Source organism: Rhizobium leguminosarum (genome assembly GCF_002953715.1).
Taxonomy (GTDB): Bacteria; Pseudomonadota; Alphaproteobacteria; order Rhizobiales; family Rhizobiaceae; genus Rhizobium; species Rhizobium leguminosarum_V.
The window spans coordinates 3,349,406-3,363,562 of the sequence record NZ_CP025012.1; the positions used below are offsets into that span (position 1 = coordinate 3,349,406).

The 14,157-nt window shown below is 54.8% G+C and carries 10 protein-coding genes; 7 read left to right on the forward strand and 3 right to left on the reverse strand.

Going from position 1 to position 14,157, the window contains the following annotated elements:
* Nucleotides 1–36 precede the first annotated feature (36 nt).
* Nucleotides 37–474 (reverse strand): hypothetical protein, encoded by a 438-nt coding sequence (locus CUJ84_RS16875; RefSeq protein WP_158686947.1) that lies wholly within the window; start codon nucleotides 472–474, stop codon nucleotides 37–39.
* Nucleotides 475–967: 493 nt separating this feature from the next.
* Here CUJ84_RS16875 and CUJ84_RS16880 point away from each other — a divergent pair, with 493 nt between their 5' ends.
* Nucleotides 968–1,531: a type II toxin-antitoxin system VapC family toxin gene (locus CUJ84_RS16880; protein ID WP_199788720.1), complete on the forward strand. Its 564-nt coding sequence runs from the start codon at nucleotides 968–970 to the stop codon at nucleotides 1,529–1,531.
* Between the two features lie 28 nt (nucleotides 1,532–1,559).
* On the opposite strand, the gene CUJ84_RS16885 is transcribed toward CUJ84_RS16880, so the two are convergent.
* Nucleotides 1,560–2,825, reverse strand: a complete 1,266-nt coding sequence (locus tag CUJ84_RS16885; protein WP_105007054.1) for a pentapeptide repeat-containing protein — start codon at nucleotides 2,823–2,825, stop codon at nucleotides 1,560–1,562.
* On the reverse strand, nucleotides 2,818–4,638 hold the full coding sequence (locus tag CUJ84_RS16890) for a glycosyltransferase family 4 protein (RefSeq protein ID WP_105007055.1): 1,821 nt from the start codon (nucleotides 4,636–4,638) through the stop codon (nucleotides 2,818–2,820). The genes CUJ84_RS16885 and CUJ84_RS16890 overlap by 8 nt, the downstream gene beginning before the upstream one ends.
* 138 nt (nucleotides 4,639–4,776) lie before the next feature.
* Here CUJ84_RS16890 and CUJ84_RS16895 point away from each other — a divergent pair, with 138 nt between their 5' ends.
* The 6 genes from CUJ84_RS16895 (at nucleotide 4,777) to CUJ84_RS16925 (ending at nucleotide 14,157) form a co-directional block, all read left to right on the forward strand.
* Nucleotides 4,777–5,709, forward strand: coding sequence for a patatin-like phospholipase family protein (locus CUJ84_RS16895; protein ID WP_105007056.1), 933 nt, complete (start codon nucleotides 4,777–4,779; stop codon nucleotides 5,707–5,709).
* Between the two features lie 7 nt (nucleotides 5,710–5,716).
* Nucleotides 5,717–6,610 carry a nucleotidyltransferase domain-containing protein gene (locus CUJ84_RS16900; protein ID WP_105007057.1) on the forward strand — a complete coding sequence of 298 codons (894 nt, stop codon included), beginning with the start codon at nucleotides 5,717–5,719 and terminating at the stop codon, nucleotides 6,608–6,610.
* Nucleotides 6,611–8,138: 1,528 nt separating this feature from the next.
* Entirely contained in the window at nucleotides 8,139–9,395 is a 1,257-nt protein-coding gene (locus tag CUJ84_RS16910) for a DUF4238 domain-containing protein (protein ID WP_105007058.1), read from the forward strand.
* A 715-nt stretch (nucleotides 9,396–10,110) separates the two neighbouring features.
* Nucleotides 10,111–10,779 carry a hypothetical protein gene (locus CUJ84_RS16915; RefSeq protein WP_245457491.1) on the forward strand — a complete coding sequence of 223 codons (669 nt, stop codon included), beginning with the start codon at nucleotides 10,111–10,113 and terminating at the stop codon, nucleotides 10,777–10,779.
* 48 nt (nucleotides 10,780–10,827) lie between these two features.
* Nucleotides 10,828–13,143 carry a DDE-type integrase/transposase/recombinase gene (locus CUJ84_RS16920; protein WP_105007060.1) on the forward strand — a complete coding sequence of 772 codons (2,316 nt, stop codon included), beginning with the start codon at nucleotides 10,828–10,830 and terminating at the stop codon, nucleotides 13,141–13,143.
* Between the two features lie 3 nt (nucleotides 13,144–13,146).
* Entirely contained in the window at nucleotides 13,147–14,157 is a 1,011-nt protein-coding gene (locus CUJ84_RS16925; protein WP_105007061.1) for an ATP-binding protein, read from the forward strand.

A 14,157-nucleotide genomic window follows, 5' to 3' on the forward strand; every position in this document is an offset into this window, starting at 1 on the left:
TGAAAACCTCGATGATGGACTGGACGACAGGCATTGCTACGCCCGTATTCGTCTCACCATCGTCTCCGGTCCGATGAGCGCATCGTCGATCTCAAGTTCGAGAAGGCCTTGGAGAACGAGCGACGCGACCGTCGCTACGGGCTGGCTTTCACGAACCGTTCTCAAACAATCGGCCAACGAGAGCGGCCCGTGCTCGTCTAGCCCGGCGAGTAACCGGACGCGGTCACCGAGCGGAACATTGTGGCCGGCATATCGGAGCAGATCTTTAGCGTTTCGCAACCGAAAACCGTCGTAAATCTCGGATCGGTCGACCACCCGATAGCGGCATTGCCGTGTCGACGCGACTTCGCTGATGACAGCATGATCCCGGGGAAGCTTGCGATCGAACGTATCTAAAAGCCAGAGGCTGCCGTCAGCATCCTCCATCTGCAGATCTGCGACGTGGCTCGCCCGGCCAACTTTCAACGCGGTCACCCCGTTCGTCCACGTCCGAACGTCGGGGTTTAAATCGAGAATACATGCCAAATCGCGAACGACATTGGAGCGGAATGTTGGGTGATAGGGGCCTTTGAGCTGCGGCCGACGAACGACCGGCGCGGCAGCGTCACCCGCTGCTCGTCCCCTGCTCTGGGCGTCATAATGAGATGCCATCTGTGACCTCAACACGATACAAATTGGACACTTCCGCTCGCGCGGCTGCGTTCAACGTATTCGTATTGGGAACAGATCTCGCTTCATCATGACGGAACGTATAGTGAACATTCGTTGGGGTGTCAATAGCGTGCAGCTGGTAGGCGTTGACGGTGCACAGTTTGCGACAAGGCGAACGTTGCGATGGCAGGAAAGAAAGTTCACCGCAAGCGCGAGCGCACGGAGCGGGCGCACCGCTCAGATTGTAAAGTTAACCATTTGTTTACCGTAACCGGGCACCGTGATCTTATTCAACGTGGCTAAAGCGAGAGCGTATATGGCCAGTGAAATGTTCCTTCTCGACACGAACATCATCAGCAACTCCAGCAAGCTGCGTCCGCACCCGACAATTTCGGAGTGGTTGAGGAACCAAGAACGGGTTGCCATACCTTTTGCAGCCTTCTTAGAGATAGAGACAGGCATTTCCCAACGCGCCCGCGACAACGCCTTCGCGGCAAACGAGCTATGGAAATGGCTTGATCAGGTTACTGGTACCGACTTTGAATATCCGGTGCCGACTCCCGGAGTCGCGCGCGTGCTCGGGAAGATGCTGTGCTGCCGGCCGCTCACGCACTTGTGGTTCAGGGACCCAACGTATCACAAGAGAAAGCCGGGGCAGGATCTGTTCATTGCTGCTACGGCGATCGAGTACAAGCTTCCGATCGCGACCATCGACGAGTCCGATTTCGCGCTCATACACAGCTATTTTCCCTTGCCCGGCGTGTTTAACCCGGCATTCGGTGTATGGGCGGTACCAAGTGCGCCCATATACAAAGGAACAAATCAGTCCAGCACAGGGCAGGTTGAGGAAATCAGATTCGTGACGGCTAGCACGGGCTAGCGAACACTACGCTGCGAGCCGCTTCCTCTCAGGTCTGCCGCAGGTCGTTTATATACCGTATCATCGACCCTTCGAAATCGTAGACCACTGGTCCGAAGATCCGGTTGGTACGATGCCGGGGATAGGCGATCTTCTCCGCCGTCTCGGGCGACAACGATGCCGACACAAAGGTAAAATCAGGACCGCTCCAATCAACACGAACAGCGGTTGTCGGTCTCATCACCAGAACCGTCCCAGCCGTCCCGGGGTCCAGCGTTTCGCGATCGCGGACTGGGATCACCCGCCAATTCATTCCGCTGTTGTGGAGTAGCGTCGAAAAATTGTTGGCGAATTCCTCCACATCTTCCTCTTGCGGTACGATGTAAACACCACTCGCCTCGGCGTTTTGCTCCTGCAGTGTGTCAATCAAATCGCGCATCGGCATGACCACCTTTGCTGCATCAATTGCGCCCTCGGAAAGAGCCTCTTGGATCGTAAGGCGAAAATCGAGATCAAAAAATGCCACTTTCTGGAATTCCGATGAGGGTCTCGGTTGAACGCATATGATGCCGCAGTCCCCAAATGCCTGGGTGATGTTTCTTATGAAGCGAAGGCCAATGTTTCGCTCGCCGAGGATGACCACGGTGTTGAGCCGACGGCTTGGACGCAAAGCTGATAGGCTTTTGTTTTCGATCCATTTGGTCAACGCGGAAAAATTGACAACTTCCACCCGCTTGGCAGGATCGCCTCTGGGCCGAGTAGGCGGAATGCCGATCAGTGAGCGATCAAAGACCGAGGCCAAGCGTTCGACATATTCATCGCGTGCCACGACACTCTCAACGACCACGAGAACATCATCGATTAGGCTTTGGCTGTCCAATGCTTCGAGCATGGCCTCGAGCAATACATGTCGACCGGTACCGGGAGGCATTGTGACGAGGACTTTAGAAATACGCCCCCTACCTTCATTGTGATCAAGTACACCGCCAATCACGGTCTTGTGAAATTTAGAAGGTACTGTCCGGGAGTTCCTCACAAGCTGCGTTTTCTTCGGAGGCATAATTGCCCCAGACAAGGTCGTCCGATTAAAAGTTGTTGATCGAATTTGCGCGCGTCGAAGGTTTGCGCCAGTGAGATCCGCTTCAGTAAAATCAAAGCCTGAGAGGTCGCTTGCGCCGAAGTCAACCCCTCGCAAATCGGCACCTCGAAAATCCACCCTGGGGTCCAGTTTAGCAATGCGAGTGAGTTCAAGGAAATCGTTCGAAACCGCACGACTAAGCCGGTTCAAAATTTCAATATCTCTTGGTTTAATCATCTGAGCCGACCCCTGTCATTGTCGCTTCGCTGAATGTTATCTGACCGGAATTATCGTCAAAAATGGCCTTCTGTAGAAAAACGCTCATTACCTTCTCTTTCGCGACGCTGCCCTCCTGCTCAGGAGTGTCGAACTTGCAATTGAGATCTTTCCGACTTGCCAAAACACGCACCGTCACCTCCGGCAGACTATTAGGAGGCGTAACAACCTGACACAGTGCTTCATCGCCGAGGGCTCGGTGCTCAAGAACGTCCCTTCCGTTTGGATCAGTAACTACCCATACCCCGCCGGCGACTGGCTTGAGTCCCTTGACTCTAGGTGTATCACCAAGTCGCGGCCCCGAGATAATCCCCGCCGTTGGGATGACGTCGACGTAGGCCTTGTTGAGACTAATCTCGGCGCTTATGCTACCAAGTTGAATTGGTGTAGCTCCGAACCATAGCTGGGCAAGAACGTCGAAGCTTTCCGCGGTGCTGCCCTGCCCTACAGACAATGAAAGTTCCACGCATCTTTCAAAGTGATCTTTCTTCGTGGATTCGAATTCGATGGCGGCCTTCTGTCGGCGAATGGGGTTTTGCAAAAGGCGACTACGTTCAGTATTAGGCACCGATGCAGAGACGCTGTGCAAAAAATCATGCGCTGTTTGCTTCCACGTACAGCCACGTTCGCTCTTGAGCCTTTTTCTCAGATCGCGCGCATCTTTTCTCGCTAGTTGCAGGTCTTTCGCGATCTCGATTATTGCATCGGACACCAACTGCACATCGCGAGATCGGCTCGCGCCCCCGTTGAATTCAACTGCGTGAATTCCTGTTGTGCCCAGCACCGATTCAACAAATTTGAAGAGTCCCGTTTCCTTTCCGATGATCAACGGCACTTCACTTCCGATCGCTTCCCAACCGACGAGCCCGAAGCCTTCGTGGAACGAGGGCATAATGGTCAAATTCGCGCTTCGTAGAAGTTTCCTTATCGTCTCGGGGCGACTATCAAAAAGCATGGGTATGACGGTCACGTTCCGCCCGGCTTTTCTCTTCGCAAGTTTTTCAAGCGAAGCACGGCTAACTCGACGCTCATCGACGCCTAATACGAACATCGTCGCGCTTCTTAGTGGACGGATAAATCTGCTTGCTGTCTTCACAGCAAGTCCGACTGCCTCTACGGCTAGCTCGACCTGCTTTAGCGCCTCTTGCTCTTCGTCGAACCTGCCCGCCACTACGATGTTGAGGTCATCCACGTCTGAACTGTTTTTCGTGAATCCCTCCGGAAAGCCAGGAACGAGGCAATGTGCTTCGCTTCCGCTCAGAATTTCCGCATTTCTTGTGAGAAATGTGCCTACTCCGAACAAGAGCGCGTCGGGACGGGAAAATAGGTCGATCTGTTGTTGATGATTGTGACCCGTTTTTTCGCCTTTGCCGCCAGCAAGGTTTTGGTATCGCTGGTACGACATGTGGTGGATAAGCGCGAGCCTTCCGCCCAAGCGCTCGGCGGTTTCTGCTGCCTGGAAGCCGGTGATGCAGTCATGCCCGACAACTACAATGTCGGATGGGACGGCGAGCATGTTGTCATGCAACCAATTTTGGATTTCGGCTGCGCAATTCGATGAAGGACGTCCCTTCTCATCGGACGATACCTCTACGAGATCTATCCCGTGTCGCGATGCGTCGTTCCGGTCATCACGCCCAATTGACGTAACTGCGCATATAATCTTGTTGTCGTCGCCGCAAACATTGGCGAGGCCGGATGCAAACGAGTAATTAAAGGAATTGACGCCACCCTCTCGGGTGCCCCACTCAGTCGCAATCAAAACGATAAGCACCCAGAACCTCCAGCATTTGACGCTGGATTGTTCTAGCTATAGTTGTTCTAACGGAATATTAAGGCGGAGCGAGGCGTCCGAAACTTAACACGCATTTTTGCCGGCGTGGGCTTGGGTTTGGCACTATCTGGAACGACCATGGAAGTGAACTCAGCTAGGGAGCCATTTCGTATTCTCAGCCTGGACGGCGGAGGGGCGAAAGGCTTTTATTCCCTCGGAGTGCTCAAAGGCCTTGAGGGAATGCTCGGGTGCCGCCTTCACGAACGCTTCGACCTTGTTTACGGAACAAGCACGGGATCGATCATAGCAGCGCTGATATGTCTGGGCTTTAGCGTTGACGAAATACATGATTTGTATCGGGATCACGTGGTTAAAGTCATGGGCCGACGTTTTCCGTGGAGCAAATCGAAGGCGCTCGCCGAGCTTTCGACCGAGGTCTTCCAGAATCGGATGTTCGCCGATTTCAAGACGGATATAGGCATAGTGGCTACCCGGTGGGCTTTCGAGACGCCGCTGATATTCAAGACGTCTGTGAATCAGGCTCACACTGACCACGGCACCTTCGAACCAGGATGGGGATGCACGATAGGAGACGCCGTTCAGGCCTCTTGTTCCGCCTACCCGTTTTTCAGCCGGAAGCTGATAACAACCAGCGACGGCCAAAAGATTCTCGCTGCGGACGGTGGCTTCTGCGCGAACAATCCCACGCTTTATGCAATCGCGGATGGTTTGGAGGCGTTCGGTGTGTCGCGTGCGGATCTTCGTGTTGTAAGCATCGGAGTGGGCGACTACCCCGCGCCGAAACGATACACGAGCCTCGCTCACTGGATAGGCTATCTGTTCACGGTCCGCCTGTTGCAGAAAGTGCTCGAAATCAACACCAAATCCATGCAGCAACTACGGCTGGTCCTTTTCAAAGATGTTCAGACCATTCGCATAAGCAAATCCTATAGCGAGCCGAGTATGGCTGCTGATCTATTTGAGTCAGATGTCGACAAGCTGGACCAAATCTATCAGCGGGGCCGCGAATCCTATCGCGATTTCGAACCTGATTTGAAGAAGTTTTTCTGAGGCAAAGATGGCTATTCCCGAAAATCAGCTCGTTACTTGGTCACACCAGCCGGCACCCGGTCCGTCGCGAGACACCTATGCCGCCGTCAAGCCGGCGTTAATCGATCGCTCATCCCCCTTTGCCGACAAAAATCCTGACGTCTTCCTACAGGGCTCATATGGAAACGACACGAACGTCGCGCGCGACAGCGATGTTGACGTTGTTTCGCTTATCGCAACGACTTTCGCCCATGATGCGTACACTCTGAAAGCGGAACAGTACCAAGCATTCCAGCGGAACTACGTTGGCTCTGCCGCATACTCTTACCAGCAGTACAAGAGTGATGTCACCGCTTGGCTTACCAAGAAATTCGGGGCCGGCGTGAAGTCCGGGAAGAAGGCAGTCTTCATCCCCGCAGGACAGAACCGCCGCGACTGCGATGTCCTTCCGGCTATCGAATATCGTTACTACTACAGCTTCATATCGCAGGCCGAGCAGTCGTATGCGAGTGGCATCTGCTTTTATCTGCCTGACGGAACGCAGATCGTGAACTACCCCAAGCAGCACTCCGCCAATTGTATTTCGAAGCACCAGCAGACAAACTCGTGGTTCAAACCAACCGTGCGCGTTTATAAAAACATGCGGAACTACATGGTCGATCGAGGCCTGTTGGCGGATGGCGTAGCGCCTTCCTATTTCATCGAGGGCATGCTGTACAACGCTCCAAACCACATGTTTGGAAAGACATTTCAAGACACGTTCGTTGCGACTTTCAACTTCGTCAACGAAGCAGATCGATCGCAATTGAAATGCGCTAATGGCATCCACCTGCTCCTTGGTGAAACGGCGGTCGCTTGGCGCGCCGCCCAATGCCAGGTCTTTCTGGATGCACTGCGAAAGCTATGGCAGGAATGGCAATGACATCGAGAAAGCAATGGCCTATGAGGCCCACGAATTAGATTGCAGCGCACGTCATATGGACGGCACACGACCATGAAGACTAGGGGACGAGCAAAGGTTCACACAACCTGCGCGAGAGCAAATCTTGCAAGTCAATGCGGAAGAAAAGCTCGGCCCTGACCAGATCAGCAATACCCGATCTTCGATCAGGGCGGACATCGTGTCGATGTAGTCGTCCCGACGGTCGAGGAAGCTTAGCTGTCATGGTGATTCCATTCCTCGTTGACGGTCGTGCAGTTCAGCGTGCCGTCGCTTTAGAGCCCGCCGGGGCCACCATTTGCAAGGATGGCTCCGGCTGGCTGCTTCTCGCTGTCTGCAACGAACCGGACCTCAAAGGAACCGTTACCATCGCGTACAGTCTGAGCCTGGCCCGTCTTCGCGCGGTCGAACACGTCATGAATACGACGCTCAGCGTCGTCCCTGGTCCATACTCGCGCGTCGTCCACCAATTACCGAACTCCTAGTGTGAACTCCCATGATAGAGAAATGCGTAGCCTTTGCATAGAAGACTTCGAGAGAATGGGGCAATCGGAAATGCAAGCAAGACCCGTACCTTACAGACCGGCGCGGCGCTCGTATCATGCCTTCCGACGCGCCTGGCTTTGTGAGCCAGTCCCTATCGGTTCAGTCGCGCGGCGTGCCAGAGATTATCATCAGGATCCCTGTAGGCGGTTTTCGTTTTGCGCCTCAATAGGAAAAGGCCGTGCGACAGGCCAGCCAAGCACCGGTTGCGGCCACAATCGGCCTAACTATCTGAATAGTAAGCAATTTGTGTATTCCTATCCCCATCGATATCGACGTGCCACCGAAAGCCCGGGGCAGACCTTGATCCGGCTCGGTTTTGTCGCTTTGCAAAATAAAGACCTCGCTCTTAGCACTTTCTCGGCCAACCTAGCTCTATACATAAGGGCGTCTTCTAGGGAAAACCGGAGCCTCGCTTCTCGACGAGGTGCCGGCCTATGTAGCGGCGGAATTTTGTGCCGTATGCTCGACGAACGCGTCGGCGAAAGAGTTGATGGAGGGTACGGAAACCCAAAAATTCGCCATCGAGGATTAGATATTGCTTTGGGAGGAAAGGAAGCAATTCAAGAATTTATTTCGCTTTACGTGGCACCGGTTGCAAGCGGGTTACCAACCCGCGCCGCATGTACTCTCCGCTCCTCCATTGGGCGTCACTCAACGAGCACAAGTCGGAATACCATACCATCATGCGATTGTTTCAAGATCATGCCGAAGAAAATGTCTCTTTTGCGCCAGGCGACGCAATCGTCTCGCCAATGACGCGGCGCACGGTACATACGCTGCCCACGGTTGTGAGCGGATGTCCAGGACTCCGATACGACGTCACGGATCGTTTGGACGAACGAACCGTAGAGCTGTCGGCCTCAGCGTCTGCAAAAGCGGCTCTCAAGACTCACGACTTGATTGTGCCCCAGACCGCTGGCTGGAAAGATCGCCTCTGCTGTAGGCTTTACCAGCGTGGTTCCCCATGAGCGAAGGCTACAAGCATAACCACTACGTGCCGGAGTGGTATCAAAAGCGGTTTCTGCCGTCCGGCGAATCAAGGCAATACTACCTCGATCTAAACCCTGAGACCGTGATCCGAGACGGACACAGGTTTACGCGGCGCGCACAGTTACGTTGGGGGCCACGCCAGTGCTTCGCTCAAGACGATCTGTACACAACAACTTGGGGCGGGCTGGAGAACCGCGATATCGAGAAGTTTTTCTTCGGCAAGTTAGATAACGACGGTGAAGCGGCGATTGCGCATTTTGCCGACTTCACTTTCGGAAGTGCAAGCCACGATGCCTTTGAGACGCTTCTTCCCTACATGAGCGTGCAAAAGCTCCGCACGCCAAAGGGCCTTGGTTGGCTGCGGCAGATTGCTGCCGGCGGACGCGGTAAGGATGACACGCTTCTTTTGATGCAGAGGATCAAGAACATCTTCTGTGCAATTTGGACAGAGTGCGTCTGGCAGATTGCGGATGCTTCGTCGTCACCGACCAAATTCATCATCTCAGATCACCCCGTCGTCGCCTACAATCGGGAGTGTTTCCCCGGGTCCCAGCACTGCACAGGATTCAACGACCCGGACATAAGGTTTGCTGCAACACAGACCTTCTTTCCGTTATCGCCTGACAAAATACTCATTCTCACGAATCTTTCGTGGGTCAGGGACCCCTTTCAGAACCCCCTAAAGCTTCGACCCAATCCGGAATTCTTTCGCGATTCCGTGTTCAGCTTTCTCGACATCCAACTGCAACGGCAACTCTCGGAAGCGGAAGTGCTGCAGATCAACTACATTACGAAGAAACGTGCATACCGATACATCGCCGCCGCCGAGGAAGAATGGTTGTATCCAGAGCGGCATATCAAGTCGGATCATTGGCGTAAGTTTGGCAACGGGTATTTGCTGATGCCCGACCCGCGCCATATCCATGGCGGCGGGGAGATGCTTATAGGCTATAAGAGCGGCCAGAGCGATGGATTCAGCGAGTACGGGCACAAACCTTGGCAGCAAGGATACAAGGATGACGATCGCGAGCGCCGGGAATGGGCAGCAATGGACAAGTTCAAGGCCGAGTGGGCGGCAACCTACGGTCCGAACTATCGTGGGGTCGTTCACGACCTAGGGAAACCTTCTTACTCAATGGGCGAAGAGTGGTATAAGAAAGAGTGCGAGCGCGACAAACAATACCTCAAGCGTCCAGGCGAGCGCGTCAGACGGCGGCGTCTCAGACCGTAGTTCGCGATGGTGCACTCTTCTGCGGGCGGCTCCAAGGGAGGTGAGGTAGGCCGGCATCTCTTGCCGCTCGAGGCCGGACGTCCAAATCGCAGAGATTACTCCAAGATCGCGCCAATATTATAGCACTAATCGTGTCTGCCATTAAAAATAAATGGCTCTATCATAAAGATTAAATCAAATATCAAGGAATTACCTGTGTATATATAGCTCGGTGACACAGAATAAACTCAGCTAATTCGATCGTCAGTCGCTTACGAATAATTTCGAAACAGGTTAAAATACAATTTTTCCATTTTATAACTAAACTATGAGTCCTGTTAACCAATCTAAAGTTTGAACATCTTGAACACAGATTCGCCCCTTTACGGCACAGCTGGGGACTGTATGTTGCCGGAACGTTTAGATGGAGACGAACATGCGCTTTATAGAAATACGCGGCATAGCTGCCTGATTTCGGAATAGGCGCATACCATTCCGACCAGGCTCTCTTCCCGCACATGGCAAGAGGACGTTGGAATGAACTTCAATTCTCAAGTTGCACGTGACATCTATCGCAAGCGCGCGGGCCTCAGCTTTCTGAACCGCCCCGCAGCACCCCCGTCGCTCGCCGAACTCAAGGCCAGCCTCGCCCCATCCCCGGTCAGCACCGTCAATGCCTCGCCAGGAGGCTGTCAAATATCGTCCTGAGCCCGATTGGACCCAAGACGATACGCTGTTGTTCACAGAGCCGACGGCAGGGCCAGCATTGCGCAAGCCCGCCGCCAAGAAAGCGAAGACCACTCGCGGCTTCTGGTTGTTCAACAACGTCCTGCTTTACATGGAGAGCGAGCTTGAAAATCGCGTCTCCCACTACATCGCAGCGAGGAACGACGTGCAAGCAATCTACTCCCAGTACCCAGCAGCCCTGTACCACGACGCCGAAGGCAAGCTTCGCTGCCACATCTTCGACTACTACGTCGTCTTCAAGGACGGTTATCGCGTAGCGGTCGCGGTCAAGTACCATCGGAAGAAGGAGCAGATGCTGGAAATGCTCCAACAAATCCGCGCCGATGGTATCACAGGCATCAGCAAAGGTAAGAAGCTGACCCCCGGCGTCGCAGACGAAGTCTGTCTCATGACGGAGGAAGAAGCGAGCATTGAGGTTTTCGAGAATGCACAGTGCATCCTTGACTCGCGGCACCACCACGACGAAGCGGAGTTCAACCTCGTTTACGACATCGTCTCCCGCCTCCCAGGTGACTTCCGTTTCGGCGAATTGCTCCGCAATTGTGCCGCCCACGGCAAGCGCCGGACTGCAGTGTTTCGCTTGATCGACGCCGGCTACCTGAGCCCGGTTTCCTCAGGTCGCATCGATGACCTGACCTGGCTCCGCTTCGTCGGATAAGCCGCCTCCCCCCAAATTTCCCGGTTTCCAGTTTGAAAGGGTTTCTAAGTGACCTTCAATCCTGTCCCTGCGCGCATCTTCCAGCACGCGCACATCCATCTGAGCTGCGACGATCGCTTCTCCTACAAGAACGCAAACTTCATCCCGATCCACCGGGATAAGGACGGTTGGCGCTTCCGTAGCGAAGACGACTTTAAGCACGAAATTTTCCTGCCGCACCATGAGGTGTACTGGAAGCTGGCGTCTAACGAAGCGTCGATCACCTATAACTGGCATCACACCGAGGTTTCGAAGCTGCGGCTTCTTTTCGGCGATCGCGTCTTTTCGGACTTCTCCGAGAAGAAGCAAAAACAAGCCCTTTTCTACGAGAAGCTGGTCTTGCGCTACGACGACGAAGTCGAGGCCCTTGGTCACAAGCCGCGTTGGAGTGAGTATGAGCTTGCCGAGAAGCTCCGGCACTACACGAATCTGATCGATGATGAAGCAAACGCCGCGGCCCAGCAGGCCGCCGGTGCGGACATCGAGGAGAGCGAAGAGGGTTCGGCGAAAAGCAAAAAGCCTCGCAAGAAGCGCTCGGATCAAACTGTCACAGTTCAGAGGTCCAGCGCGCCGACGGTCAAAACGTTTTGGCGTAAGCACAAGCTTTACCACGAATGCGGTATGGATGTCCTGGCATTGGTGCACCGCCACCACGGCCCTGGTCCCAAGCTCCACGCTTTCGACAAGGAAGCCGTTCTGTTTGCCTATACGGAAGCGCGGAACTTTCTTGACAGGTTGAAGCCCAAGTACGCGAAAGTGTACGCTGGCTACATCGCAAAACTAAAGAAGCACAATAAAGGCAAAGCGACACCGCTTGCCCACGTCTCCCGCAAGAAATTCGTCGCGATGATTAAGCGCTTCGACGCTTACGAAGTGACGGCTGCGCGCTACGGCGAGGCGTACGCGATCAAGAAGTTTCAGCGGATTGCGCGCAGCTACGACATCATCCGCCCCGGCCAACGAGTCGAGATGGACCACTTCAAGGTCGACTTGATGTCACTGCTCGTTGAGACCGGCTTGTGGATGGGCCTGCCCGAGGCCATGCAAAAGGTCATCGAAGACCGACGCATCCACTTTGTGGGGATCATCGACGTCGCCACGCGTTACGTGCTGGCGCTCAAGGCGAGCCTGAATCCAAAGGCGGCCTCTGCCAAAGCCGCACTGAGAATGATGATGACCGATAAGACGGCATTGTCTGACTACGTTGGCTCGAAGACGCCTTGGATTGGGAAACTTTTCCCGACCGCAGTGTACAGCGACAACGGCTCGGAATTCATCTCTGAGCAAACTCAGAGCGTCTTCCGCAACTCCGGAATGACCAATCTCCGGCCGAAAGCTGGCGCGCCCAAGCGCCGTCCGTTCATCGAAAGTCTGTTCCACACCATTGGCCCGATGATCACGGCATACTTCGACGGGCGGACGTTCAGCTCAGTCGAGGAGAAGGGTGACTATGACCCGGTCTTGAACTCCACCCTGGCGGTAGAGGAACTGATCAAGATTTTCATCTTCGCAATTTGCGATGTCTACCACAGAAAGCCGCATTCCGGTCTTGGGGGCAACTCGCCGCACAATGCTTGGGTACAGGCTATCCAAGACTACGACGTCAGACATCCACCGGGTGACGCTCAGATGATCAACATCTTCGGTGAGCGCTTCACGCGAACCATGGGTGACCATGGCGTGACCTTTATGGGTCTTACCTTCAATAGCGATCGTCTGCATGACCTGCGGACCACGCTTGGCGAAGTAGAGATCAACATCAAGGTCGACTACGAGTTTGCATACTGCATCCTCGCCCAGGGGCCCGATGGTTGGTTCCCGGTTCCCAACACCAGCGGCCTCGACCGGAACGTTACGGTCTGGGAGTGGATCGAGGTCCGCAAGCAGCGCCTCGCTGTCAACGAGATGTATGCCAAGGAAGGCATGGACATCTACTATGACGGCCTTAACCGCCTCCGGAGCATCGGCTTGGCCGCAACCCTCCGTGCCAACATTGGCCCGCGCGCTCCAACGCAAGCCGACATGGAGGCGATCGATCGCGAACTGTTTGGCAAATGGGTCGTCACTCCTGTCCAGGCAAATCCAGTTCTGCAGCCGGAAATTCTCCTGGCGGACGATCCTCTCCGCCGCGGTTCGGTCGAGCCTATGCCTCCGCCACGCCAGGCTATTACCATGGCGGAGGTAATGGCCATGGTTGGGGCTGGCGAAGACGACATCCCCGCGATCAGCGCACCACGCAAGTTAGTTGGCGCTCCCTCGCGTGTAGACAGTGCGGAGACCGACGAAACACCACGTTCCAACTTCCAGTACGACGGCGAGGACTAATCAATGAGCGTAGCCCCAAGGATTTCTGTTGAGGAAGCTCTGGCAATCGAGAGCCGGCTCGAAATCACTCGCCCCAAGGTTCGCACCCACCCGATTCCGACCGGGCAGGAAAAGCTCTTGGGCGATGTCTACCTTCGGGACATCGTCAAAAACATCAAGGATGGCCAAAAGGGTGGCGGCTCGCCCGAGCGCACGCTGCTGGTTATCGGCAAGGCCGGTACCGGCAAGTCGTTCGCCCTGCAGCACCAGTTCCGGCAGATTCCGGAGTTCCAGCCAAGACGAAATGAGTCCAACGAGTTGAAGACGCCACTCATCAGTTTCGAGGCGGATCGCCCTTGCGGTGCTATCAGCCTTGGTAACGGCATCCTGAAGGCGATGGGCTTCCCCTACAACCCGGACGAACGGAAGCCCGGTCGCCTTTTCGAAACAGTGAAAGCGTTGCTCGTGGAAAGGGGCGTGCTGGTGCTACACCTCGACGAGGCTCAGCACATGTTTCGGCACAAGACAGACGACGCCGTCCAAGAGGTTCAGGACAGGCTAAAAAGTCTGCAGCAAATCCCGAACTGGCCCCTCCACATCATCTGCAGCGGCGTTGACGAGCTGTCTAAGTTGACTGGGACAGAAGACGAACAGCTGGGTCGGCGGGCGCGCGTGATGCGCTACGAGCGCCTCAACTTCCCTGGCGACAAAGCCGAAGTAGCGAAGGTACTCACCACGACGGCCGAACTCTGTGACTTGCGGATCCCCACCGAACTCCTTGAGGACGACTTTCTCGGTCGCCTTGTCCAAAGCAGCAAGGGTGGATTTGGCCGCATCTGCTCTGCCGTGCAACAGGCCTGCTTTCGGGCGATCGAGCTGGGCCGTTCAGAGGTTACAAAGGCCGATTTCTCGCGAAACTACCAACGTAAATACGGGTGCCTCCCGGCAGACAACATCTTTGAAGTTAAAAACTGGCAGGGTATCGAGCCGCGATTTGCGCTCGCGGATATCACGCCTCCCAAGAAAAAGCGTTGA

Coding starts and splice junctions, on each gene's coding strand:
- CUJ84_RS16880 (WP_199788720.1), top strand. CDS start 968: ATGGCCAGTGAAATGTTCCTTCTCGACACGAACATCATCAGCAACTCC.
- CUJ84_RS16885 (WP_105007054.1), bottom strand. CDS start 2,825: ATGATTAAACCAAGAGATATTGAAATTTTGAACCGGCTTAGTCGTGCG.
- CUJ84_RS16900 (WP_105007057.1), top strand. CDS start 5,717: ATGGCTATTCCCGAAAATCAGCTCGTTACTTGGTCACACCAGCCGGCA.
- CUJ84_RS16895 (WP_105007056.1), top strand. CDS start 4,777: ATGGAAGTGAACTCAGCTAGGGAGCCATTTCGTATTCTCAGCCTGGAC.
- CUJ84_RS16925 (WP_105007061.1), top strand. CDS start 13,147: ATGAGCGTAGCCCCAAGGATTTCTGTTGAGGAAGCTCTGGCAATCGAG.
- CUJ84_RS16910 (WP_105007058.1), top strand. CDS start 8,139: ATGAGCGAAGGCTACAAGCATAACCACTACGTGCCGGAGTGGTATCAA.